The organism is Mycobacterium sp. GA-1841 (genome assembly GCF_001954135.1).
Taxonomy (GTDB): Bacteria; Actinomycetota; Actinomycetes; order Mycobacteriales; family Mycobacteriaceae; genus Mycobacterium.
Map to the genome: position 1 here is coordinate 13,819 of NZ_MBEQ01000098.1, position 24,924 is coordinate 38,742.

Consider the following 24,924-nt stretch of genomic DNA (forward strand, 5'->3'; position numbering starts at 1 on the left):
GTGCTTGCGCGCTGCCGGAGGGCGACGCCTTCTCGCGGCAGTAGCTGGTCACTGCGCTGTGAGACACTGGGGCGAGTTGTGCTGTCTGGAGGTTACTCATGCCGAAACCGGCAAAACGTCGACTGATCACTGCTTTCATGGCTGCCGGGTTGCTCGGTGGAATGGTGCTCAGCCCATCCGCATACGCGGATCCGGAGGTGCCGCCGGCACCCGTGGACCCTGCTGTTCCGGGTCCGCCGCCGGGCGCGTACATCCCCCCGCTGCCGTCGGACCCGTCGGACCCGTTGGCACCGTCGAGCACGTCCACCGGCCCGTCGGTGATCAACAACTACGGCGCCCCGGCGGTCCCGATCGAAGGCACCCCGGCCGGTCAGAGCACCACCCCGTTCGAGGGTGAGCCGCCGTTCCTGCCGCCGTCGTTCAACCCGGTCAACGGGTCGATGGTGGGGGTCGCCAAGCCCATCTACATCAACTTCCAGCGGCCGATCGCCGACCGGCAGATGGCGCAGGACGCCATCCGGATCAGCTCGAACCCGCCGGTGCCGGGCCGGTTCTACTGGGTCACCGACACGCAGCTGCGGTGGCGCCCGCAGGACTTCTGGCCGGCCAACACCGTGGTGAACATCGACGCGGCCGGCACGAAGTCGAGCTTCCGGGTGGGCGACTACCTGGTGGCCACCGTCGACGACAAGGCCCACCAGATGGAGATCATGCGCAACGGGAAGCTGGAGAAGACCTTCCCGGTGTCGATGGGCAAGCCCGACGGCAAGCATGAGACGAAGAACGGCACCTATTACGTGCTGGAGAAGTTCCCCGACATCATCATGGATTCCTCCACCTACGGCGTGCCGGTGGACTCCAAGGAGGGCTACAAGCTGAAGGTGCAGGACGCCGTCCGCATCGACAACAGTGGCGTCTTCGTCCACAGCGCGCCGTGGTCGGTGGCGGCCCAGGGCAACAGCAACACCAGCCATGGCTGCATCAACCTCAGCCCGGCCAACGCGCAGTGGTTCTACGACAACTTCGGCAGCGGCGATCCGGTGGTGATCAAGAACACCGGTGGTGGTTGGTACAACACGCCCGACGGTGCCTCCGACTGGCAGATGTTCTAACGCCGAGCAGACAGAAAACTGCCCCTTTTCACTCGAAAAGGGGCAGTTTTGTGTCTGCTCGCGCAGATATAGGTCAGTTCCAGATGCGCACGCGCTGAGCCGGCTCCAGGTACAGCTCGTCGGCGTCGGTCACCTCGAACGCCTCGTAGAACGAGTCGATGTTGCGGATGACACCGTTGCAGCGGAACTCCGGCGGTGAGTGCGGATCCACCGCAAGCCGTCGAATGGCCTCGGCATCACGGGATTTGGTGCGCCACACCTGAGCCCAGCCGAAGTACACGCGCTGCACGCCGGTCAGCCCGTCGATCACCGGAGCCTCCTCGCCCTTCAACGACAGCTGATAGGCCAGCAGGGCGATGGACAACCCACCGAGATCGCCGATGTTCTCCCCGACGGTGAAGGCACCGTTCACGTGGTGGGAGCCGTCCAGCCCGCGCGGGGTGAAGGTCTCGTACTGGTCGATCAAAGCCTTTGTGCGGACCCCGAATTCGGCGCGGTCGGCGTCGGTCCACCAGTCGACCAGGTTGCCGTCGCCGTCGTACTTGGCGCCCTGGTCGTCGAACCCGTGACCGATCTCGTGGCCGATCACCGCGCCGATGCCGCCGTAGTTCGCGGCGTCGTCGGCGTCGGCATCGAAGAACGGCGGCTGCAGAATGGCTGCCGGGAAGACGATTTCGTTCATCCCCGGGTTGTAGTAGGCGTTGACCGTCTGCGGCGTCATGAACCATTCGTCGCGGTCCACCGGACTGCCCAGCTTGGCCAGCTCCCGGTCGGAGTTCACCACGTGACCACGGCGGTAGTTGCCGTACAGGTCGTCACGGGAGACCTCGAGCGCCGAATAGTCCTTCCAGCGGGCCGGGTAACCGATCTTGGGAGTGAACTTGTCCAGCTTCACCAGGGCCTTGGCCCGGGTCTCCGGCGTCATCCAATCCAGCTCGTTGATGCTCACCCGATAGGCCTCGCGCAGGTTGGCCACCAGCTCGTCCATCCGGGCCTTGGCCTCCGGCGGGAAGTACTTCGCCACGTACAGCTGGCCCAAGGCGTCGCCCATCAGGCCCTCGACCAAGGAGACGCCGCGCTTCCAGCGATCGCGGTTCTGCTCGGTGCCGCTCAGGGTGCGGCCGTAGAAGTCGAAGTTCTCGGCCACCAGGTCGTCGGTCAGCAGCCCGGCCCGCGAATGGATGACGCGCCAGCGGGCCCAGGCCTTCCAATCCTCCAGCGCCTCACCCGACCACAGCGCGGCGAACGCCGTCACGTAATCGGGCTGCCGCAGCACCAGCTCGGACACTTTCTCCGGGGTGGTCCCGAGCGCCTCGACCCATCCGGTCCAGTCGAACCCGGGCGCGTCGGCGGCCAGGTCGGTGAACCGCCGCAGGTTGTAGGTCAGATCCGCGTCACGACGCTTGACCACATCCCAGTGGGCTGCGGCCAACTTCGATTCCAGCGCCACGATGCGCGCTGCGGTATCGGCGGGGTCCCCGGCTGTGTCTCCGTAGACGAGGGCGAACATGCGGGCGATGTGGCCGGGGTAGGCGGCCAGGATCGCGGCGTGCTGCTCGTCGCGGTAGTAGGACTCGTCGGGCAGTCCGAGGCCGCCTTGGCTCATGTGCAGCAGGTAGCGCGTCGAGTCCTTGGAGTCGGTGTCCACGTAGACACCGGCGCCGCCGGAGATGCCGGTGCGTTCCAGAGCGCCCAACACCACCGCCAGCGCATCGCTGTCGGCAGCGGCGTCGATCTGGGCCAACTCCTCCAGCAGCGGGGCCAGGCCCCGCGTGGCGATGGTCTGCTCGTCCATGAAGCTGGCGTACAGATCGCCGATGCGCTGCTGTTCGGTGCCGGCCGCGGCGCCGGACTCGGCTGCTTGGGTGATGATGTCGCGGATCTGTTCCTCGGCACGGTCGTGCAGCAGCCGGAAGGCGCCGTCGGTGGCGCGGTCGGCCGGAATCTCGTAGTCGGTCAACCAGCGACCGTTGACGTGGCCGAACAGATCGTCTTGCGGGCGGGCTTGCGGGTCGACATGGCTCAGGTCGATACCCGACTTGATGGCTTCTACCGTCACCCCGACATTCTTCCAGAAGCCCGCGGGTGCGCTGGGCCGGTTTCGCGGCCGGTACCCTCACGGCCATGCCCGAGGCGCCGAGCAAGGACCACAAGGACAGCACGGACAGTAAGGACAGCACAGCCGATCACTCCGGTGGTGTCCTCAGCGTCTTCGGCTTCGCCTCGGCGGTCGCGGGCCTGATCGCCGTCGTCGCGGTGGTCCTGGGCGTGATGGTGTGGTCCGGGCACCGCAGCGAGACTGATGAGCGCGCGTACCAGACCCGGGTGCTGCGCACCGCCGTCGACTGGACCAACGTCCTGATCAACATCAACAATGACACGGTCGAGGCCGGTATGCAGAAGCTGCGTGAGGGCACCGTCGGCCAACTCAACGCCGACTTCGATGCCGCCGTCGCGCCCTACCGGGATCTGGTTCAGCGCCTACAGGCCCGCACCACCGGCCAGATCGACTCCGTGGCCATCGAAACGCTGTACCACGCGCCACCGGGTCCTGACGGCCGTCCGTCGGCCCCACCCGAGACCGGGTTGGCCGGCATGGTGTCACGCACCGACACCGTCCTGGTGGTGGCCACGTCGGTGAGCGAGAACGCCGGCACCGACAAACCCCAGACCGTGCGCTGGAATCTGCGGCTCGACATCTCCGATGTCGACGGCGCGCTGATGGTCTCGCGGCTGGAGCCGATCCGATGAGGAACCGGTTGCGGGTCTTGGCCTTCGACGTCGCCGCCCCGCTGGGCGCGATCGCAGCCCTGGTGTATCTCGGTGTGGCGCTGGCCTGGCCGCTGTGGTGGGTGTCGCTGTGTTCGGTGTTGTGCCTGCTGACCGTGCAGGGCGTCATCGTCAACATCGTGCTGGCCCGTCGTGACGGGGTGACCCTCGGCACCGACGACGACGCCCCCGGGTTGCGGTTCGCGGTGGCCGGGGTGGCCGCCGCCGCGCTGGTGGCCGCGGTGACGGTGGGTTACCTGCGCTGGACCGTGCCCGACCGCACCTTCAACCACGACCGGGACGAGGTGGTGCGCATCGCCAGCAGTGTCTCCGAGGCCACCGCCACCTTCAGTCCGCAGAGCCCGACGGCGTCGATCGACCGTGCCACCGCGATGATGTCACCGGATCGGGCCGAGCAGTTCAAGAACGAATTCTCCACTGTGGCAAAGGAATTGACCAGCAAGAACGTGTCGGCCACGGCCGCCACGATCTCGGCCGGCGTGGAGGCGCTGGGCCCGCAGGTGGCCAGCGTGGCCGTGGTGATGCGGGGCACCCAGAGTGCGCCGGGCAAACCCACCGACAATGCGGTACTGGCGCTGCGGATCGCCCTGAGCAAGGTCGACGGCCGTTGGCTCGTCGACAACGTGACCCCGCTGCACTCCCGTTAGGGACGCTGGAAAGGCTACTTCGCGGACCGCTGGGCGGCGAGCTTGGCGAACCGGTCGGAGAGCCGCTGCATGCGCAGCAGCAGCGACGCCGGCGGGCTGACGGTGCCCTCCAGATAGTCGGCGAAGGACTCGTTGGACAACCCGGCGCGCGAAGCGAATTCGGGGGCCTGCAGTTCGGAGCGACGCAGCATGGCCTGGATCTGACGTGCCACCTCGGCGCGTTCGGTGGCCTCGAGGTGCTCGCGGGTGCGCACCAGCACCTCCGACAGCGCCTTGGACACCCCGTACGGGCGGGCGGTCTGAAGTACCTCTTCGACCTGACGTGCGGTCCGACCAAACGGATCGCGCTTGATCGCGGCGACGATGCGCTGCCAGACCGCCATGTCGTCGGTCTCCAGCGCAGCGCGGATCGCCGCGGTCGGCCAGTACTCGACCGGCCGGTCGTCGAATGCGGGTTGACGCTGCGGCGGCGTGGCCTGCCCCTGCCGCGCCGGTCGCGACGGGGTCGGCTGCTGCGAGCGCTGGACCTGTGTGCGTGACGTCTGCGTTCCCTGCCCCTGTGTGCGTTGCCTGTTCGTGGCCTGTCCGGGAGCGCTGGACGCCGTGGTGTTCTGTCCCGACGTACGTTGCTCCTGATTCCGTTGTACCTGTGCCGGCTGGTTCTGGGGGCGTTGTGCCGAAGTACGTGGGGCGGAGTTTCGTGGCGCCGACGTGCGAGGTGCGGACGTGCGCGGTGCCGCCGCGCGCGGAGTGGAAGCGCGCTGTGTCGTGGTGCGCGGCGTCGTGGTGCGCGGCGCCGACGTCCGTTGAGCCTGAGGACCCTGACCGCGCTGACCCGCAGGACGACGCGCGGACGAGGGGCCCGGCTGAACTTCGTCGCGACGGGTGATCCGCGCATCCCGCTGTTCCCGGACATCGGGGGCCAACGTCACTTCGCCTCCTCGAGCATCGCTACCGCAACCGACAGGCAGCGCTGCCTGACTTTCTCCCACTCGGCAGCCGCATCCGGATCCGACAACACGAAATCGTGTTCGTCCGATGGTTGGGGGTCGGCCAGCCGGCGCACCAGCTGGGTGGCCACCCATCTGCTCTTCGGGTTCTGCCCACAGTAATACCGGTCCATGCCCGACAACACCAGAGCTGCGGTCTCGGTTTCTACCGACTCGACAAGATCAGCAAACTCTTCGTAGTCCTTGGCGCTGTTGCGGCACATGATGAGATAGCTCTTCAGTCGCAGCGTTTCGGCGCCGGTCGGGATCTGCAGCCGGTCCCCGGTGGGCAGTTGGACGTTGGTGGTCTCCACCGGGCTGAGGCGTTCCACCGGTGCACGATCGGTGTCGGCCTCGATCTGCAGCGCGTCGACAGCTACCGACAACCGGCCCCGCCACATCGTCACCGGATGCACCCCGGGGCATCGCTTCGGGCCACCTGGCCGGCGGGCTGCCAGCCGGGAGGAGGGTTTGCTGCACCCGCTGAACGCCAGCGGGTCGGTAACGATGATCGTCTGTGGCGCAAGGTGTTTCATCTTCGCCGCGGTCCGCACCATCATGCGCAGATCGGATCCGCTCGGTCCCAGTGCGGAGATGTCGTCGGGGATGATGACCAGATCGGTGACCTCGATCTTGGGCAACGGCTTCTCGAAATCCACCTCGGGCAGCAGCCGGTCCAGCCAGTGCGGCAGCCACCAGTTCCACTCGTCGAACATCGCCATCAGAGCGGGCACCAGGATCAGCCGCACCACGGTCGCATCGACGGCGATGGCCACCGCGCACGCCACCCCGAGTTGAGCCACGAGCGGCATGCCGGCAAATGCGAAGCCGATGAACACCGCGATCATGATCAGCGCCGCGCTGGTGATGGTCCGCGCGCTGGTGCTGACCCCGTAGGCAACCGCGTCGCGGGTGTTGTTGGTCTGCAGGAACCGCTCTCGGATCCGGGTGAGCAGAAAGATCTCGTAGTCCATCGACAGGCCGAAGGTCATCGCCAGCACCAACGGCGGGATCGTGCTGTCCAGCGAGCTCAGCTTCTGAAATCCGAGCCCCTCGAACCAACCCCACTGGAACACGACCACCAGGCTGCCGTAGGCCGCGGCCACCGACAGCACGGTCATCAGCACACCCTTGAGGGCCAGGACCACCGAACGGATCGACACCAGCAGCATCACGAACGCGATCAGCGCCACGAACACGAACACCAGGGGCTGGGTCGCCGACACCCGGTCGTCGAAGTCTTTGATCAGGGCGGTCGGGCCGCCGACGTCGATACGGGCGTCCGGCCCGGCGGCGGTGGGCAGCTTGTCGCGCATCCAGTCGATGGCGTCACGGGCGGCCAGATCCTCGGGGTCCACCGACAGCACCGCCGACAGCAGTGCGCTGGAGTTGTTGTCGGAGAACGCCGGCGGTTGTACGGACACCACATGCGGCGCCTTCGTCATCTCCTGGCGTACCGCGTCGAGTGTGGCGCTGCCCCCCGGAGAAGATGCCCCTGCAGAAGATGCGCCGTCTTTCTCCGGGAACGTCACCAGCACCCGTACCGGACCCAGCGCGCCCGGCCCCAGGGCTTCGGCGGCGGGGTTGACGCCGCCGCGGATCTCGTGGGTCGGCTCGAACTGGCGCTGCATGCTGTTGCCCAGCACCATGCCGAACGCCGGGGCGGCCAGGGCCAGCAGCAGGACCGTCGCGCCGAGGGCCGACGCCCATGGACGACGCATCACCGCGCCCGTCCACCGGGTCCAGAACCGGGACTGGCTCGCCTCGGCGCGCCGCGACCAGTGCAGGTACGACGAGCGTTTCGCTGCGGCCTTGCCGAAGGTGGCCAGCACCGCGGGGGTCAGCGTGGTCGAGGTCAGCACGGCGACCGCGACGGCCAGGATCGCGCCGGTGGCCATCGACACCAGCACCGGGGTGTTGATCAGGTAGATGCCGGTGACGGAGGCGATCACCGTCAGGCCCGACAGGGCCACCGCCAGACCGGACGTGGCCATCGCCGCGTCGACCGCGTCGGCCGGATCGCGGCCGGCCCGCAGCTCCTCGCGGAACCGCATCAGGATGAACAGTGAGTAGTCGATGGCCAGGGCGATGCCGAACATCGACACCGTTGAGGTGACGAACACGCTCATCTGCGTGTACATCGACAACAGATAGACCAGTCCCATGGTCACCACGACCGTGCAGATGCCGAGCACCAGCGGCAGCGCCGCGGCGGCCAGCGAGCCGAACACCGCCAGCAGCACGATCAGCACGATCGGCAGGTTCCACTTCTCCGCCGCGGCGATGTCGTGTTTGGTCGCCTGGGTGGCCGCCGCACCGAGCGCGCCCTGCCCGATGACGTAGAACTTGACCTTGCCGTCCTCGCTCTCGCCCGGCTCCTCCCCGTGGATCCCTACCTTCTGGCGCAGCTGCTTGGCGACATCCACCGCGCCGGTGTTGTTGAAGTCCAATTGCAGCGTCAGGACGTAGGGCCGGTCCGGCTGTGGCGCCGGTTGCTGTGGGTTCGGCACGATCTTGACGCTGGGCACCTCGCCCGCCACCTTCTCCAGCCGCCGCACCGCGGCGTTCATGTCCTCGAACGAGGCGTCCGCGCGGGGAGAGGCGATCAGGGCAAGCGGAGAAGCGCCCTGGTCCGGGAAATGTTCCTCGAGTTGCCGCTGGACGTGGAGCGACTGTGAACCTTCGACGTCGAAACCGCCGCCGGTGAGATTCGACGACTGGTTGATCGCGAGGTAGATCGAGGGCACCAGGAGCAGCAACCACGTCGCGAAAACCGCCCAGCGGAATCTGCGCAGACTGCTGCTCAAGCGCATCATGAACTGCTGGATTCGAGGTCCCCGCTTTCTCCGTCCGGCCTGGCTGGGCGTGTCCTGGCTAGCGTCAGCGTGAGCGTACCCCCACCGCGGTGATGCGGCCCGCGCTCTTGGCGTTCTGACATCGCACTGAGATATCCGTAGCGTTACCTGTGTGCCGCTAACGAAAGCGCACCGTCCGGCGACATAGCTGAGGACGATCCCGGCTGACGTCTGCGCCGGGGCGAACGCCGAAGGAGTTCTCGATGAAATCGACCAACGGTGGTCTGCGCCGCAGTCTGGCCGTAGCCCTCGCGGTAACCGGGGGTGGCGGTGCGATGGTGGCCGCGCTGCTGGTCCCGTCCGCCACCGCGGCCACCGATCCGTGTGCGGCCAGTGAGGTCGCCCGTACCGCGGGCAGCGTGGCCACCAACATCGGCAACTATCTGGACAGGCATCCGCAGACCAATCAGGCGTTGACCACGATCAGCCAACAGCAGGGCGGTGCCCAGTCGCTCGGGGCGCTCAAGACGTACTTCGACGCCAACCCGCAGGCCGCCAAGGACATCCAGCAGCTGCAGCAGCCGCTGGCCAACCTCGGGACCAGGTGCAAGCTGCCGATCAGCCTGCCGCAACTGATGGGTCTGATGCAGGCCACCCAGCAGGGCGGGGCAGCCACCGGGTTGCCGGCCGGGACGCCCTCGGCGCAGAACGTCGGGGTGCCGGGCGTGGCGGTGCCGGTGCAGTCGTCGCCGGCATCGGCGGTGACGTCGGGCTCTGGGCCGCTTCCCGGTCCCGCCGCCGCGACCACGCGCTGAGCAGCAGATTCGCGGTGTGACGCGACAGGTTGGGCGCAAGGCAGGAAACTCTTGACGGATTCTGATTAGCTTTTCCCAGCCGCTAACCGTTTCGGGTTACGGCCTTCCCCATCCGATGAAGGAGCTTGACCATGTTGCTCTCGGCCCGTAATGCGCGGCGTGTGGTAGCTGGCGTGGCCGGTGCCGGCGCGGTAGCCGGTGCGATGCTGTTCGGCGCGATCCCGTCGGCCCTGGCCGACGACCCGGCGAACAATCCCCCCAACTGCAGCGCCGCCGATCTGGCCGGCGTGGCTGCCGGGGTGTCTGCATCCACTTCGGCCTACCTGTTCACCCATCCCGACGTGAACTACTTCTTCACCAGCCTGGAAGGTCTCCCGCGCGAGGAGGTCAAGACGAAGGTGCACGACTACCTGGAAGCCAACCCGCAGACCAAGGCCGAGCTGACCGGTATCCGCCAGCCGCTGGTGGATCTCAAGAACCGCTGCGGCGCAGCTCCGGCTCCGTCGATCCCGTAACCGCGTGCGGGTGGAGACAACCCCCGCCGGCGGCGAAGAGGCGGTGACCGAGAGCGTCAACCGCACCGTGCTGATGGTCGACGACGACCCGGATGTGCGCACTTCGGTTGCCCGCGGTTTGCGGCATTCGGGGTTCGACGTCCGGGTCGCGGCGTCGGGCAAGGAGGCGCTGCGTCTGCTGTCGAACGAGTCGCACGACGCGCTCGTCCTCGACGTGCAGATGCCAGAGCTCGACGGCGTGGCCGTGGTGACGGCGCTGCGCGCCTTGGGCAACGAGATCCCGATCTGCGTGCTGTCGGCGCGCGACACGGTCAACGACCGCATCGCGGGGTTGGAGGCCGGTGCCGACGATTACCTGACGAAACCGTTCGATCTGGGCGAGTTGGTGGCCCGGCTCAACGCACTGCTGCGTCGGGCCAGTCTGGCCGATCGCCCGTCGGACACCATGACCGTCGGGGCCCTGACCATCGACACCGCCCGCCGGTTGGTGTTCGTCAACGGCGATCGGGTCGATCTGACCAAACGCGAATTCGATCTGCTGGCCGTCTTGGCCGAGAACGCCGGGGTGGTGCTGTCCCGGCAGCGGCTGCTGGAACTGGTGTGGGGATACGACTTCGACGTCGACACCAATGTGGCCGACGTGTTCATCTCGTATCTGCGGCGCAAGCTCGAGCGTCCCGACGTGCCCCGGGTGATCCATACCGTCCGGGGGATCGGGTACGTCTTGCGGGAAGACGCGTGAAGGGCGCACGGAGAACCGGGGTCGGGTGCGGCTTTCACGCTTGATCCGTTCGGCATCATTACGCACCAGGGTGGCGGTGGCCTCCGCCCTGGCGGCCGCGGCGGTGGTGGCGGTGTTCACCATGCTGACCTCGGTGGTGTTGGCCAACAACGATTCCGCGCAACTCGACCGCAGGCTCGACTCGATCGTCGATGCCAGCATCAGCCCGCAGAACCTGGCCGATCCGCGGCGTGGGGTGTTGACGACGGGACGCTCGCGTTCCACCGGCCAGGTGGTGTTCCAGCGGGGCTTCCAGCTTCCGGCCCTGCCGCCGGGTACCGAGACCGTGGAGGTCAACGGGGTCGACTACCGGGTCCGCACCGTGCCGCTGGAGCAGCAGGGCGGGGTGCTGATGTCCATCGGCATCCGCGCCGACAGTATCTTGTTGAGCCCCAATCGGATTCCGCTGTATACCGGCATCGGGGTGGTCACCGTGCTGGTGGCGGGGATGCTGGGCTGGCTCCTGGCCGGGCCGGCCATCCGGCCGCTGCGCAAACTCACCGAGCACACCTCCAAACTGGACAGCGGCACCGAGACGATGCCGCGGGTCCGCGGTGTGCGCGAGGCCGAAGACCTTTCCGAGGCGATGGCGGGCATGCTCACCCGGCTGGCCGCCGCGCAGCGCGCCACCACCAATTCCCTTCAGGCGGCCCAGGATTTCGCCGCCAACGCCGCACATGAACTGCGCACCCCGCTCACCGCGATGCGCGCCGACCTGGACACCCTGCGAATCCACAACCTGCCCGAGTCCGAACGCGACGAAGTAGTTGCCGACCTCTCCCGGGCGCAGCGCCGCGTGGAGGCCATCATCACCGCATTGGGCCAGCTCGCGTCGGGACAGTTGGCCCAGGCCGAGGACCGCGAACTGATCGACGTCACCGATCTGCTCGACCGGGTGGTCAGGGAGAACACCCGGTCCGGCGGGACGGTCCGGTTCGAAGTCCACGTCGAGGACGACGTGGGCCTGGTGCTCGGCTGGCCCGGCGGTCTGCGGATCGCGGTGGACAACCTGGTGCGCAACGCGATCATCCACGGTGAGGCCACGCGGGTGGTGCTGACCGCGCACCGCAGCGACGGCATGGTCGTGATCGTCGTGGACGACGACGGCCGCGGCTTACCCGCCGAGGAACATCAGACCGTGCTGGGCCGGTTCCGGCGGGGCAGCACCGCGATGGCGGGCGGCTCCGGGCTCGGGCTGGCGTTGGTGGCACAGCAGGCTCAGCTGCACGGCGGCGAGATCAACTTGTCCGACGGGCCGCTCGGCGGGTTGCGGGCGACGCTGACCCTGTCGACGGCGGTGCCGACGGCTCAGGCTGACTGACGCCGCCGCAGCCCACTGACCACCGCGCGCCACCCGAGCAGCAGCACCGCCGTGGTCAGGGAGGCGACCACGATGAAGCTGACCGCCACCCCCGCCGAGGTCAGCTTGCGCAGCACCATGCCCACCACCACGGTGCAGATCCACACCACGATCCCGGTGGGCGCCAACGACCTGGGCCGCTGCCAGCCGCGCGAGAGCAGCCAGCCCACCAGGGTGCCGGTCAGAAACGGCCACGCGGTCTCGGCAATCCCGGCCACGGTCAGGCCCTCGGCGTGACTGCGTCGGCCGATGGTGCAGAACACCACCACGCAGACCAGGTCGGTCAGTAGTGCCGGCAGGCTAGCCCGTCGCATAGGTCATCACGTCTCCTACCAGTGGGCTGACATCCGATTGGTCGCGCACGGCGAAGCCCGGTTGCCGTGCGGCCGGTTTGCCGTCGAAGAGCGCGTCGGCGGCATTCAGCGAGGTGAGCCGAGAATCCAGCCGGAAGGATTTGAAGGTAAATGGTAAACCATTGGATGCCAACGGATCCGGCCCGTCCATCACATGGAAGTGCAGATGAGGTGCGTCCGAGTTGCCGGAATTGCCCAGAGCGCCGATCACCTGACCGCTGCTGAGGGTGTCGCCGGGCTTGACCTTGAGGCTGTTCGGCTGCAGGTGCGCGTAGAAGGCGTAGTTGCCGTCACCGATGTCCTGCACGATGTGGTTTCCGCCGTACTGCGCCAAGGTGAGCCCTTTCGGTGTGACCCCGGGCACCTGCTCGGGCAAATCGTCGAGCACCGCCACGACCGGGCCGTCGGCCACCGCATGGACCTCGGCGCCGAAATAGGGATAGCTGTCCACCTTGGCCCGATCGCCGGTGTTCAGTCGTCCGTCGGCGCCGAGCTGCACATAGTCGATCGCGAATCGTTCTGCTGCCCAGACTTTTCCGTTGATCGGGTTGAGGGCCATCCGGTGTGGCGTCATGTCGCAGCAGCCGTTGGCGTTGACCCAGTTGTCCCCGGTCAGCGGTGGGGAGATCGACACCGGCTTGCGGGTCTGCACCGACACCGGCGCCACCGACTGGGTCAGGTTCGGCGCGACCAGCGGCGGCATCGGCCGGGCCACGGTGATCCCGAGTTCGTGGGTGAGGTCGGTGGGCACCTGCGTCGGGTCGTCGGCGACCACGTCGAGCCACACGTAGGCGCTCTGGCCGGGGTTGAGCACGTTGGTGCCGACCGCGGAATTGCCCACCGCCCTGGTCCAGTATTTGAGGCTGTCACCAGGCAGGGTGAGCAACTTGCGGTCGCCTGTCACCGCGCTCAGCGAGTTCAGCGTGACGTTGCTCGGTGAGGTGTTGGTCAGCATCAACTCATACGCCAGATGAGTGCGACCATCAGTGGCGGCCACCGGAACCGGTTCGGCCAGAACATGTCCCACCACCGGGGTGACCATCGGCGGTGGGGTACTGGTGGTGGTGGTCTCCGGCGGCGGAGCTTCTGCCGACGAACACCCGGCCAGGATCAGAGCCAGCACTGCCAACGGGTACCGGATCCGCATGGACTCTCCTAGGGCTCGGGGCGGGGGGTCGGGTTGACCGTCGGGTCGGTATGGGCATCGGTGTCGGTCTCGGTGTCAGGGTCGATGTCCTTCTCCGTGCGGAACATGAAGAAGAACACCACCCAGCCGATCGCGGAGATGAAGATCCAGCTGACCAGCCGGTAGATGAGCATCGCCGAGATGGCCGCGGCCAGAGTCATTCCGGACGACACCAGGCCCGGCACCAGAACGGCTTCCACCACCAGCAGACCGCCGGGCATCAACGGTATCGACCCGACCGCGCGGGCGGCGGCATAGGCGACGGTGACGCCGGCCAGTGACGGGTGGCCGCCGGCGGCGTAACAGGCGAACGCCAGGCAGGCCACGTCGGCGACCCAGTTGAACATCGACCAGCTGAACGCCACCGTGAGATCGCGTCGGCCCAGGCTGACCGACTCGAGTTGGTGCAAGATCTCCCGCCACTTCTCCAGCCCGGTGTCAGAGGGCTTGCCGCGCAACGAGTTCACCCACGACAACACCCTGGCCCCGATGCCGTCGATCAGTTCTGGTCTGGTGGCCACCGCTTGGGCCAGCAAGATGATCGCCAGGAAGGCGCCGAGCGAAAAGATCAGCGACAGCGGGTTTTTGGAGGCGCCGAGCATCAGAGCCCCGCCAAGTCCCAGCAGTGCCAGGCCGACGATCTGCAGCACCCCCGACATCACCAGCTGCCAGGAGGCCACCAGTGGCGAGGCGCCCCAGATGCGTTGTTGGCGGTAGACGAACGTGGCCGAGAGCACCGGACCGCCGGGCATGGTGGTCGACAGCGCGTTTCCCGCGTAGAACGCGGCCTCGGAACGCCACTGCCTGACGGGCACGCCCGCCGAGCGCAGCAGGGTCCGCTGGATCTGGGCGAAACTGTGCATCGAGGCCATCGCCGCGCCCACCGCCGCCAGCACCCACCATCCGTTGGCCGAGAGCAGACTGCGCCACGCCTTCGCCAACTGGTCCCAGACCAACGTCACCTCGACGGCGAGCACCGTGATCGCGAGGGCGATGACCACCCACCGCACCCACCAGTACCTGCCGCGCGTGGAGCCGGCCCGAGCCCGGGCGGCATCGGCCGGCGCGTCCTGTGACACGCCCTACAGCGTAACCGCGCAGGTAATACGACATCGTCGGTTACCACGGCGCGCCGCGGTTAGGCTACCGGCATGTCACTGGATCCAGTTGCTGATGAGGCCGTCACGCCGTTCGTCCGCAAGGTGGCCGCCTGGTCATGGCGGTTGTTGGTCATCCTGGCTGCCGTCGTGGCATTGCTATGGCTGGTCAAGCACCTGGAAGTCATCGTCGTACCGGTGGCACTGGCCACCATGGTCGCGGCGTTGCTGCTGCCCGCCGTCGACTTCATGGACCGCCGCGGTGCCCCGCGCGGAGCCGCCGTGGCCCTGGTGCTGCTGGCAAGTTTCGCGGTGGTGGGCGGCATCCTCAGCTTCGTCATCTCCCAATTCATCGAAGGCGCACCACAATTGGTGGAACAGGTGACCCGAAGCATCGACGGGGTGCGTAACTGGTTGATCAGCGGTCCGCTGCAGCTGAGCAAGGAGCAGATCGACCAGGCCGGCAACACCGCGATCGAGGCGCTGCAGCGCAATCAGGAGAAGCTCACCACCGGAGCGCTGTCCACCGCGGGCACCCTCACCGAACTGCTCACCGGGGCCCTGCTGGTGCTGTTCACCCTGATCTTCCTGCTGCAGGGCGGCCGCAACATCTTCGCGTTCGTCACCAAGGTGTTCCCGAGCCATGTGCGGGACCGGGTCCGCGACGCCGGGCGGGCCGGTTTCCACTCGCTGGGTGGTTACATGCGGGCGACATTCTTGGTCGCCCTCGTCGACGCGGTGGGTATCGGTACCGGCCTGGCCATCATGGGCATCCCGCTGGCGCTGCCGCTGGCCTCGCTGGTGTTCCTGGGTGCGTTCATCCCGCTGGTCGGTGCGGTGGTCGCGGGATTCCTCGCGGTGGTGGTGGCGCTGCTGGCCAAGGGCTTCATCTACGCCCTGATCACGCTCGGTCTGATCATCGCCGTACAGCAGCTGGAAGGGCATGTGCTGCAACCGTTGGTGATGGGCCGCGCGGTGTCGATCCACCCACTGGCGGTGGTGCTGGCCATCGCCGGCGGCGGTGTGTTGGCCGGCATCGTCGGTGCCCTGCTCGCGGTGCCCACGGTGGCGTTCATCAACAGCGCGACCCGCATCCTGCTGGCGGAGAACCCAGAGGCCGTGGAGGACCAATTGGAGGAGTCCGGGGGCGTCGTCATCGAGGAATAACGCCGAACATCGGCGTGTGGTCGAGTTTTCGGTGTATCAGCGACCACGAGCCAACGTTCGATCGATAAGTCCTTAAAGCCTTCCTTCGCGGCGCAGGAGATCCTGGGCGCTCATCCCACCGCCGCGCCGGGGCGGCTCGTCCTCGTCACGGGCACTGAACTTCTGGGTCGACGGATCCTGCTCCCGTGGGCCCGGCGGCGGCGGGTTCGGTCCTGGCCGCTGTGCGTTGAATGCCGTGGTCGGCGCGTTCTCACCGCCACCGGCGGGCGGCCGCTGCGGTGGCTGCGGCATGGCCCGCGTCGTGTCGGCCGAGGGCCGCGGTGCCGGCGCGGGGGGACCGGGCGGGGTGCCGTTGGCCGGGCCACCGCTGCTCGGTCCACCGCGCAGCGCGCCCAACCAGGATTCGATCTCGCGATCTTCACGCTGCGGGGGAGTCGCGGGCCCGCCGCTCGGCCGTGCCGTCGGCGCTGCGGTGCGCTCGGTGCGGGCGTTCGTGTTCGCGTTGGCATTGCTGTTGCCGGTGGCCGTGTTGACGGTGTTGACCGCGCTGTTCACCGCGTTGCGTACGGCGTTGCGGGCCATGGCGAACCGCGTGGTGGCCGGTTCCGGCTCCGGGCCGGGCGGTCGCTGGGGAACGCTCTGCGGCGGGGTGATCCGCGCCGTGCCGGCCGCCGAGGGCGCGTTGGTGCGCGGCATCGGCGGACGCATCGGCTCGACCGCGGGATGCGTCGGATCGTGCGGCCGTGGCGGCGGTAACGCCATGGCGCCGGCGCCGGCCAGCGCGCGGGGATCCTCACCGGAGTTCTGCACGACCGGACGCTTGCGCTCGTCGGGCAGCTCGGTCTCACCGAGGCCGATCGCCTCCTGGATCCGCTTCATCCAGCGCGGCGCCCACCAGCAATCGTCACCGAGAAGCTTCATGATGGCCGGCACCAGGAACATACGAATCACGGTGGCGTCCAACAGAAGTGCGATCAGCAGGCCGAAGGCCAGGTACTTCATCATCACCAGGTCGGAGAACGCGAACGCGCCGGCGACCACGGCCAGCACCAGGGCGGCGCCGGTGATCAGGCGGCCGGTGGTGGCGGTGCCGATGCGGATGGCCTCGGCGGTGGACATACCGCGTTCGCGGGCCTCCACCATGCGGGAGACCAGGAACACCTCGTAGTCGGTGGACAGACCCCAGATCACCGCGATGATCAGGCCGATCATCGGTGCCATCAGCGGCTGGGGGGTGTAGTTCAAGATGCCCGAGCCGTGACCGTCGACGAACATCCAGGTCAAGATTCCCATGGTCGACCCGAGGGTCAGCGCGCTCATCAACGCCGCCTTGATCGGCAGCACGATCGATCCGAACGCCAGGAACATCAGGACCGTGGTGGTGATGACCAGGATGGTCACCATCAGCGGCAATCTGTCGAACAGGCTGTGGATCGAATCCTGTTCCAGGGCCGGTGTGCCGCCGACGAACACGTCGATGCCGTGCGGAGGTTGCAGCGCACGCAGGTCCGAGATGTTGGTGGCCGCGTCGCCGCGGTTGACCAGACCGTTCTGGATCACCCGGACCGACGGGTCCTTCGATCCGCTGTCGGTGGCCGGGCGTTCCTTCCACATGGAATCCGGGTTGTTGTCCGGATCGGTGAAGCCGGACACGGTCAGCGCCTTGGCCCGCATGTCGGCGATCTGCGCGTCGGTGATCGGCTCGCCGTCTTCGCGCTGCATCACCAACGTGATCTGTTCGGTGCGGAACCCGGGGAACAGTTTGTCGAACTCTTCCTGGGACTGGCGCACGGAGTTGTCCGGAGGCAGGTACTTCTCGCTGATGCCGGCCAGGGTGAGGGACCCGATCGGCAGCACCAGCAGGGTCATCACGATCAGAATCGGTGTGGCGAAGGCGATCGGACGCTTCATCACGACGTTGACCAGCCGGCCCCAGAAGCCCTTCTCGACCTCTTCACGGGTCATGGTCTTCTGGGTCTTCTCGATGAACCAGTCGATGATCCGGCGGGAGAACGGCCAGTTGGCCAGGAACGGCACCTTGAGCAGGGTGCGCACCCCGAGCGCGTCGACATTGGCGCCCAGGATGCCCAGCGTCGCGGGCAGCACCGTGATCGACAGGAACGCCGCCAGCAGCACCGAGGCGATGATCGCGTAGGTGATCGATTTGAGGAAGCCCAGCGGGATCAGCAACAGCGGCAACGACGAGGCCACGATGATCACCGCGGAGAACGCCACGGTGCGGCCCGAGGTCATCACCGATCTTCGGACTGCGGCCGCGGTGTCATAGCCTTCGGCGAGTTCTTCTCGGAACCGGCTCACGATGAACAGGCCGTAGTCGATGGCGATACCGAAGCCCATCATCGTCACCACGGGTTGGGCGAAGAAGTGCACGGGGCCGAACTCCGCGGTGAACCGCAGGATCCCGAGTGCACCGGCGATGGTCAGGCCACCGATGATCGCCGGCAGGGCCGCGGCCACCGCGCCGCCGAACACGAAGAACAGCACCACGGCCACCAACGGGACAATGGCCAGTTCGGCGCGTTTCTGATCGGTACCGATGGTGCCGGTGAGCTCGCTGGCCAGTGGGTTGAGCCCGGCCAGCTGGATGTTGCCGTCGTTGATCTGCTGCAGGTCGGTTTCGACGGCCTGGTAGTTCTTCAGGATCGCGTCGTCGTTATCGCCTTTGAGCGGGATGCTGATGAAGGTGTGGCGGTTGTCCGCGGTCTTCATCGCCGCGAGGCCGGCGACATCGGGCGCGCGCAGCCAGCCCACCCAGTTCTCGATCTGGTCCGGGTTGTCCTTGACCACCTGGTTCAGTTCGTCGGTGACCTTTTTCTGCCACGCCTTGTCGGTGACCTTCTTGTCATCGGGCGGGGTGAGGATCGCCACCACGTGGCTGGTCCGGTCGCGGCCGTACACCTCGTCGCCGAGCAGCGAGGCCTTCACCGACTGGCTGCCCTCGTCGTAGAAGCCGCTCTGGGTGACGTGGTCTCCCAGACTGATTCCGTAGACGCCGCCACCTAGGCACAGCGCCACCATGACACCGATGACGATGTACCTGAACTGGTACACCGTTCGACCCCACCAGGCGAACACTTAGGCTCCTAACGCTTTGATACTTCGCTCTAAAACTTGTGGTGACCCGCGCTTCGACTCAGGCGAGGGTCTTCAGTTGTTACACACGCGCGGTCAGTAGCGATGACAGCGGCCTGAACGGTTGCAGCCATGCACCCTGCTCGGGTAGCGAGTCCAGGCCGATCCGTGGCAGCGGTTCCCGGAACACCCCGGGAATGTCCTCCAGATCGACAAACTCCAAGGTATCCGACGCTAGCGCCCAGCTCGCATGTTCGCGAAATCCGAGCACCTGCACCGGAGTGCCCTCCCGGGCGATCTCTTCCAGCGGTTGCCGGAACGCCTGTCCGTCGGCCGACGCCACCAAAACCGCCGCGAGCCCTTCACTGCGACGCAGCGCGATGTGGTCGAGCATGTCGCTGTCGACATCGCTGTCGTCGTCGATCTTCGGCTTGGCGAAAACGGCGAATCCCACGTTACGCAACGCTTCCACCCAGGGCCGCACAACATCGGCGCTACCTGGGGCGATGTTGGTGAAGACGGTGGCCTCGGGCTCCAGCGAAACCGCCGCATCGTCACCCTTGGCGGCCGACAGATCCGCGGTGTACCCGAGCAGCCAGCGGCCCAGCGCATCGAAGCGGGGCCGGTGTGCGGCGGTCGGTCGGCCGCCCAGGATCGCGCCCAGCCCCATGTCCAGATTCGGGGCGTCCCAGACCAGCAGGACCCGGCGCGGCGGGGTGACCGGGGTGTCGGAACCGGTACCGGATTCATCGACCTGCGCGGTCGCGTCGTGCATGTCTTCGGTCACACTCATGGCCGTTTCTCCCACACCAGCTCGGTGACGTCCGGGCCGGCCAGGGCTTTGCGCTCGTATTTGGTGACCGGGCGTTCGGTGGAGATCGGCAGATCCGCACCCGGGGAGACCCGGCGCAGTCGCGGCTCGGCGTCACCGACCTCGGCAATATGTTCGGCGTATCCGGAGTGGTCGGTGGCCGCGTGCAGGATTCCGCCTGGCCGCAACCGGTCGGCGATCAGCGCGACGGTCGCCGGTTGCAGCAGCCGGCGCTTGTGGTGGCGGGCCTTGGGCCAGGGGTCGGGGAAGAACACCCGCACACCGGTCAGCGTCTCGCTGCCGAACATGTGCTCCAGCACGTCGACGCCGTCACCGCGGACCAGCCGGATGTTGGTGACCGGGTTGGTCGTCTGTGCGGTGCGGTCGATCGCGCTGAGCAGTTGGGCCAGGCCTTTGCGGTAGACCTCCACGGCGATCACGTCGAGGTCGGGTTCGGCTTGGGCCATCGCCAGGGTGGATGTGCCGGTGCCGGAACCGATCTCCAGGATCACCGGTGCCGAGCGGCCGAACCAGGCCGTCGTGTCGAGGTCGACGATTGGTCGAGAATTGTCGTCGCGCGCCTGAAGGCCCAGTTCAGGCCACAGCCGGTCCCAGGTTTCTTGTTGCGCCGGCGACAGCGTCGACCGGCGGGTCCGGAAGCTGGTCACCCGGGGAAAACGGTGTGGCTGGGCAGCCGGCCCGTCGGCTACTTCATCTGCCGAGGCCGGTCCGCCGACGTCGGACCTGGACGGGTGCATCAGTCCATGGTCTCTTATCGGGGGCGGCGCGCCTGCATCGTGGTAGAGATTGATACCCAACAGTTGCCTCCGGCCGGCACCGGTCAAACATCCGTTCGCGGGCCCGCCGCGGCCGTGTCACGATTTTTCGTGACGCCCCGGATTGCGCCCGTCACCAGGAAGGCTGCCAGATTTTCGCCGACGAACTCACCCGCTGTGCTGACCGCGCCGGCGATGCGCGGTTGGCCGAGATCTGTGCGCGGGTGTCGGCTCCGGTGGCCGTCGATGTGCGCGGACGCCGCGGGGTCGGTACCAGCACCGTGGCACGGGCCCTGGCCGACGCCGGCTTGCAGATCACCGGAACCGGTGAGATCGCGGTGGTTGTGATCGCCGAGGTGCTCAAACCCGAAGACCGGGCGCTGCTGACCGAACTGAGCCGGGCCGGACAGCCGGCGGTGGTGGTGTTCAACAAGGCCGACCTGGCCGGGTCCTCGCCGGGCGGCCCGATGGCAACCGCTCAACGGCGGGCCCGCCGCCTGCAGGACATGGCGGGGGTGCCGGTGGTGCCGATGGTGGCGCTGCTCGCGTCGGTGGGCTTGACGGCGCCGGAGGTGGCCGCGTTGCGCGTGCTGGCGGGCGAGCCCGCCGACCTGACGTCGGCGGACGCGTTCGTTGCCGCACCGCATGGGGTTCCGGCCGAGGTGCGGGCCGGGTTGCTGCGGCGGCTGGACCGGTTCGGGATCGCCCACGCCACGGTGGCACTGAGTCGTGGCGCGGATGCCGGGTCGCTGCCCGGTGTGCTGCGTGGTCTCAGCCACGTTGACCGGGTTTTGACGGCCATCGACGCCGCGGCCGCCCCGGTGCGGTATCGACGGGTGCGATGGGCGCTGGCTGAACTGCGTGCGGTCGGTGGCGAGGAGGTGGGTCGCTTCCTCGCGGCCGACGACACCGTGCTCGCGGTGATGGCGGCGGCCGTCGACGTGGTGCAGGCCGACGGTCTCACGGTGGAGGCGGGTACCCGTCGCGACGATCATCTGTGCCGGGCCCGGCGCTGGCGGCGGTACCGGGACGGGCCGGTGAACGCCCTGCACCGCCGGTGCGCGGACGACATCGTGCGAGGGTCGCTGAGAATGCTGGACGCGACGGTGGCTGACGGGCGATGACCGAGGTGGACACAGCGCAGGATCCGGAGGCGGCGCGGGCGGCCAAAGCCGCAGCCGAAGCCGAGGCCGACGCGGTGGTGACGGCAATCGACCCGGGACTGAACTCCCCGGGGGTCCAAACCCGGGACGTGGTGCTCGTTTCCGGCCCGTGGCTGGCCGGATCGACCAGTGTCATGGCCGCCCTGCGGGAACGGATGCCGCAGACCGAGTTCGTCGAATCCACCGAATTGGTGGCCGGGGAGGCGCCCGCGGCGGTGGTGTTCGTGGTTTCGGCTTCCGCTCCGGTCACCGAATCCGATTGTGCCCTGGTCGATTTGGCGAGCCGCTACACCGATCTGGTGGTCGGGGTGGTGTCCAAGATCGACGCCCACCGCGACTGGCGCGACGTGCGCGACGCCGATGCGGCGATCCTCGCCGAGCGTGACGCGCGCTACGAGCGCATGCCATGGGTCGGGGTGGCGGCCGCACCCGATCTTGGTGAGCCACAGCTCGACGAGCTGGTCGAACTTCTCACCGATAAGCTGGCTGATCCCGATATCGCCCGTCGAAACAGATTGCGTGCCTGGGAAACTCGATTGGAGGCGGTGATCGGCCGGTATGAGGCCGACGGTGCCGGCGCGGATCGCGCGGCCCGGGTTCAGGTGTTGCGCGAGCGTCGTGCCGAACTCGCCAGGATGCGGCGGCTGACCCGTACCGAGCGCAGCATCGCCTTGCGCAGCCAGCTGCAACAGGCCCGGGTTCAGCTGGGCTATTTCGCCCGCAACCGGTGCAATTCGGTGCGCACCGAATTGCAGGAGGACGTGGCGGGCATCAGTCGTCGTCGCATCTCGACGTTCAACGACTACGCCCACCGCCGTGCCGACGAGGTCGTCGGCGAGGTGGACGAAGGTGTCACCACGCACCTTCGTGCGCTGGCGGGCGAACTCGAACTGTCGGCCCCGCCGTCCGGTGCTGTCGCGTCGGGCCCGGCCCTGCCGGCGCCGCCCCTGAAATCTCGCACTCCCGAGACCAGGCTCATGGTGGTTCTCGGTGCCGGCTTCGGGCTGGGGGTGGCGGTCGCGGTGAGCAGGTTGTTGGCCGGTGCCGCGCCGCGGCTGGCCGTCGCCGGGCTCGTCGTCGGTGCTGTCGTCGGCCTGCTGCTGGCGGTCTGGGTCGTCGGTACGCGCGGCCTGTTGCACGACCGGGCGGTGCTGGACCGCTGGGTCACCGACATCACCACCACGCTGCGGTCGACGGTCGAGGAGCTCGTGGCGACGCGGGTGCTGGCGGCCGAAACCGCGTTGACCACCGAGCTGGCGAGCCGTGAGGAGGCGGAAAGCGCCGATGCGGCCGAGAAGACGGCCACGATCGACGCCGAGCTGCGCGAGCATGCGATCGCCACCGCCCGGGCGGCTGCGCAACGGGACCGGCGCATCCCGCCGCTACGCCGAGCCTTGGACGCCGTTCAGGCAGATCTGTACGGCAACAACGATGCTACTGGTGAGTAACCGCCCGATAACGCCGATCTGAATCGTTCCTGTGAGTGATCGGACATACCACTGGTTCACCTTGGGTATGTCACCCGCGTTAACCTCTACCCAAGGGGTAGCCGTGACCGCGACGCAACGTGGCTTGGGTTACACAAACCTACGCAGGAGAATTTGATGACCTCAGCGACCATTCCGGGTCTGGACACCGCACCGACGAAACATGAGGGACTGCTGGCCTGGGTCCAGGAGGTCGCAGAGCTCACTCAGCCTGACCGGGTGGTATTCGCCGACGGTTCAGAGGAAGAATTCAACCGGCTGGCCGCCCACCTCGTCGAGGCGGGAACCTTCACCAAGCTCAACGACGAGAAGAAGCCCAACTCCTACCTCGCCCAGTCCGACCCGGCCGACGTCGCGCGCGTCGAGTCGCGCACGTTCATCTGCACCGAGCGGGAACTCGACGCCGGCCCCACCAACAACTGGATGGACCCGGCCGAGATGCGCGGCATCATGACCGACCTCTACCGGGGTTGCATGCGTGGCCGCACCATGTACGTCGTCCCCTTCTGCATGGGGCCGCTGGGCGCCGACGATCCCAAGCTCGGTGTGGAGATCACCGACTCCGAGTACGTCGTGGTGTCGATGCGCACCATGACCCGGATGGGCAAGGCCGCGCTGGAGAAGATCGGCGACGACGGTTTCTTCGTCAAGGCGCTGCACTCGATCGGTGCGCCCCTGGAGCCGGGCCAGAAGGACGTGCCCTGGCCGTGCAACGAGACCAAGTACATCACCCACTTCCCGGAGACTCGCGAGATCTGGAGCTTCGGCTCGGGCTACGGCGGCAACGCGCTGCTGGGCAAGAAGTGCTACTCATTGCGCATCGCCTCGGCGATGGCCCACGACGAAGGCTGGCTCGCCGAGCACATGCTGATCGTCAAGCTGATCTCCCCGGAGAACAAGTCCTACTTCATCGCCGCGGCATTCCCGTCGGCCTGCGGCAAGACGAACCTGGCGATGCTGCAGCCCACCATCCCCGGCTGGCGCGCCGAGACCGTCGGTGACGACATCGCCTGGATGCGGTTCGGCAAGGACGGTCGCCTCTACGCCGTCAACCCGGAGTTCGGTTTCTTTGGTGTCGCCCCAGGCACCAACTGGGATTCCAACCCGAACGCGATGAAGACCATCGAGGCCGGCAACACCGTGTTCACCAACGTGGCGCTCACCGACGACGGCGATGTGTGGTGGGAGGGCCTGGAGGGCGACCCCGACCACCTGATCGACTGGAAGGGCCAGGACTGGTACCGCGAGTCGGAAGACAAGGCGGCACACCCGAACTCCCGTTACTGCACCCCGATCTCCCAGTGCCCGACGCTGGCGCCGGAGTGGGACGACCCGCAGGGGGTGCCGATCTCGGCGATCCTGTTCGGCGGCCGCCGCAAGACCACGGTCCCGCTGGTGACCCAGGCCCGCGACTGGCAGCACGGCGTGTTCATCGGCGCCACCTTGGGCTCCGAGCAGACCGCCGCGGCCGAGGGCAAGGTCGGCACCGTGCGCCGCGACCCGATGGCCATGCTGCCGTTCCTGGGTTACAACGTCGGCGACTACTTCCAGCACTGGATCAACATCGGCAAGAACGCCGACGAGTCCAAGATGCCCGCGGTGTTCTTCGTCAACTGGTTCCGTCGCGGTGAGGACGGCCGGTTCCTGTGGCCGGGCTTCGGCGAGAACAGCCGCGTGCTGAAGTGGGCCATCGAGCGCATCGAGCACAAGGCCGACGGCAAGAGCACCCCGATCGGCATCGTGCCGACCGCCGCGGATCTCGATCTGTCCGGGCTCGATGTGGATCCCGCCGACGTCGACGAGGCCCTGGCCGTCAACGTCGAGGAGTGGAAGGCCGAGCTCCCGCTGATCGAGGAGTGGTTCGAGTTCGTCGGTGAGAAGCTGCCCACCGGCATCAAGGACGAGTTCGACGCCCTCAAGCACCGGTTGGCCGAGGAGTCCTGAGCCTGCTCAGACGTCAGTAAAGCGCGCGCCCTCGTCATCGACG

19 protein-coding genes and 1 pseudogene are annotated in these 24,924 nt (G+C 67.5%); 11 read left to right on the forward strand and 9 right to left on the reverse strand.

What is annotated here, in order from left to right; translation table 11 throughout:
• Positions 1-98: 98 nt before the first annotated feature.
• On the forward strand, positions 99-1,112 hold the full coding sequence (locus A5740_RS23045; protein WP_076197954.1) for a L,D-transpeptidase family protein: 1,014 nt from the start codon (positions 99-101) through the stop codon (positions 1,110-1,112).
• A 73-nt stretch (positions 1,113-1,185) separates the two neighbouring features.
• Here the strand turns inward: A5740_RS23045 and A5740_RS23050 are convergent, their stop codons facing one another.
• Positions 1,186-3,171: a M13 family metallopeptidase gene (locus tag A5740_RS23050; protein ID WP_076197956.1), complete on the reverse strand. Its 1,986-nt coding sequence runs from the start codon at positions 3,169-3,171 to the stop codon at positions 1,186-1,188.
• A 65-nt stretch (positions 3,172-3,236) separates the two neighbouring features.
• On the opposite strand from A5740_RS23050, the gene A5740_RS23055 reads away from it, so the two are divergent.
• Together A5740_RS23055 and A5740_RS23060 are read left to right on the forward strand one after the other, a co-directional pair.
• Positions 3,237-3,863: a hypothetical protein gene (locus A5740_RS23055; RefSeq protein ID WP_076197982.1), complete on the forward strand. Its 627-nt coding sequence runs from the start codon at positions 3,237-3,239 to the stop codon at positions 3,861-3,863.
• The gene (locus A5740_RS23060; RefSeq protein ID WP_076197958.1) at positions 3,860-4,549 is read left to right on the forward strand and encodes a hypothetical protein; all 690 of its coding nucleotides are present in this window, start codon (positions 3,860-3,862) and stop codon (positions 4,547-4,549) included. Before A5740_RS23055 ends, A5740_RS23060 begins: the two co-directional genes overlap by 4 nt.
• 14 nt (positions 4,550-4,563) lie before the next feature.
• Here the strand turns inward: A5740_RS23060 and A5740_RS23065 are convergent.
• Positions 4,564-5,019: pseudogene (locus tag A5740_RS23065) on the reverse strand (XRE family transcriptional regulator); the annotation flags it as partial.
• A gap of 458 nt (positions 5,020-5,477) precedes the next feature.
• Positions 5,478-8,354: an MMPL family transporter gene (locus tag A5740_RS23070; protein ID WP_076197962.1), complete on the reverse strand. Its 2,877-nt coding sequence runs from the start codon at positions 8,352-8,354 to the stop codon at positions 5,478-5,480.
• A 242-nt stretch (positions 8,355-8,596) separates the two neighbouring features.
• On the opposite strand from A5740_RS23070, the gene A5740_RS23075 reads away from it, so the two are divergent.
• The 4 genes from A5740_RS23075 (at position 8,597) to A5740_RS23090 (ending at position 11,765) form a co-directional block, all read left to right on the forward strand.
• Positions 8,597-9,148 (forward strand): hemophore, encoded by a 552-nt coding sequence (locus A5740_RS23075; RefSeq protein ID WP_076197964.1) that lies wholly within the window; start codon positions 8,597-8,599, stop codon positions 9,146-9,148.
• A 131-nt stretch (positions 9,149-9,279) separates the two neighbouring features.
• Positions 9,280-9,663, forward strand: a complete 384-nt coding sequence (locus tag A5740_RS23080) for a heme-binding protein (protein ID WP_067767943.1) — start codon at positions 9,280-9,282, stop codon at positions 9,661-9,663.
• 73 nt (positions 9,664-9,736) lie between these two features.
• Positions 9,737-10,405, forward strand: a complete 669-nt coding sequence (locus A5740_RS23085; RefSeq protein WP_175616336.1) for a response regulator transcription factor — start codon at positions 9,737-9,739, stop codon at positions 10,403-10,405.
• A gap of 70 nt (positions 10,406-10,475) precedes the next feature.
• Positions 10,476-11,765: a sensor histidine kinase KdpD gene (locus tag A5740_RS23090; RefSeq protein WP_076197968.1), complete on the forward strand. Its 1,290-nt coding sequence runs from the start codon at positions 10,476-10,478 to the stop codon at positions 11,763-11,765.
• On the opposite strand, the gene A5740_RS23095 is transcribed toward A5740_RS23090, so the two are convergent.
• The 3 genes from A5740_RS23095 to A5740_RS23105 are packed head-to-tail and all read right to left on the reverse strand — an operon-like array spanning position 11,753 to position 14,422.
• Positions 11,753-12,118, reverse strand: coding sequence for a DUF3054 domain-containing protein (locus tag A5740_RS23095; protein ID WP_076197970.1), 366 nt, complete (start codon positions 12,116-12,118; stop codon positions 11,753-11,755). The genes A5740_RS23090 and A5740_RS23095 overlap by 13 nt on opposite strands.
• A complete protein-coding gene (locus A5740_RS23100; RefSeq protein ID WP_139335308.1) occupies positions 12,105-13,304 on the reverse strand; it encodes a M23 family metallopeptidase in 1,200 nt (399 codons plus the stop codon). The genes A5740_RS23095 and A5740_RS23100 overlap by 14 nt, the downstream gene beginning before the upstream one ends.
• 8 nt (positions 13,305-13,312) lie before the next feature.
• The gene (locus tag A5740_RS23105) at positions 13,313-14,422 is read right to left on the reverse strand and encodes a YbhN family protein (protein ID WP_254849309.1); all 1,110 of its coding nucleotides are present in this window, start codon (positions 14,420-14,422) and stop codon (positions 13,313-13,315) included.
• Positions 14,423-14,494: 72 nt separating this feature from the next.
• On the opposite strand from A5740_RS23105, the gene A5740_RS23110 reads away from it, so the two are divergent.
• Positions 14,495-15,607 carry an AI-2E family transporter gene (locus tag A5740_RS23110; RefSeq protein ID WP_076197972.1) on the forward strand — a complete coding sequence of 371 codons (1,113 nt, stop codon included), beginning with the start codon at positions 14,495-14,497 and terminating at the stop codon, positions 15,605-15,607.
• Between the two features lie 72 nt (positions 15,608-15,679).
• Here A5740_RS23110 and A5740_RS23115 read toward each other — a convergent pair whose 3' ends face one another.
• The 3 genes from A5740_RS23115 to trmB all read right to left on the reverse strand — a co-directional run bounded on the left by A5740_RS23115 (position 15,680) and on the right by trmB (position 20,287).
• Positions 15,680-18,703 carry an MMPL family transporter gene (locus A5740_RS23115; RefSeq protein WP_076197974.1) on the reverse strand — a complete coding sequence of 1,008 codons (3,024 nt, stop codon included), beginning with the start codon at positions 18,701-18,703 and terminating at the stop codon, positions 15,680-15,682.
• 79 nt (positions 18,704-18,782) lie between these two features.
• The gene (locus tag A5740_RS23120; RefSeq protein WP_371454791.1) at positions 18,783-19,475 is read right to left on the reverse strand and encodes an NYN domain-containing protein; all 693 of its coding nucleotides are present in this window, start codon (positions 19,473-19,475) and stop codon (positions 18,783-18,785) included.
• 14 nt (positions 19,476-19,489) lie between these two features.
• On the reverse strand, positions 19,490-20,287 hold the full coding sequence (gene trmB / locus A5740_RS23125; RefSeq protein WP_076197986.1) for a tRNA (guanosine(46)-N7)-methyltransferase TrmB: 798 nt from the start codon (positions 20,285-20,287) through the stop codon (positions 19,490-19,492).
• 203 nt (positions 20,288-20,490) lie between these two features.
• Between trmB and A5740_RS23130 the strand changes: the two genes are divergently transcribed.
• The 3 genes from A5740_RS23130 (at position 20,491) to A5740_RS23140 (ending at position 24,881) form a co-directional block, all read left to right on the forward strand.
• Positions 20,491-21,411, forward strand: a complete 921-nt coding sequence (locus tag A5740_RS23130) for a hypothetical protein (protein ID WP_076197978.1) — start codon at positions 20,491-20,493, stop codon at positions 21,409-21,411.
• Positions 21,408-22,898, forward strand: coding sequence for a hypothetical protein (locus tag A5740_RS23135; RefSeq protein WP_175616335.1), 1,491 nt, complete (start codon positions 21,408-21,410; stop codon positions 22,896-22,898). The genes A5740_RS23130 and A5740_RS23135 overlap by 4 nt, the downstream gene beginning before the upstream one ends.
• 156 nt (positions 22,899-23,054) lie before the next feature.
• On the forward strand, positions 23,055-24,881 hold the full coding sequence (locus A5740_RS23140; RefSeq protein ID WP_076197980.1) for a phosphoenolpyruvate carboxykinase (GTP): 1,827 nt from the start codon (positions 23,055-23,057) through the stop codon (positions 24,879-24,881).
• Positions 24,882-24,924 lie beyond the last annotated feature (43 nt).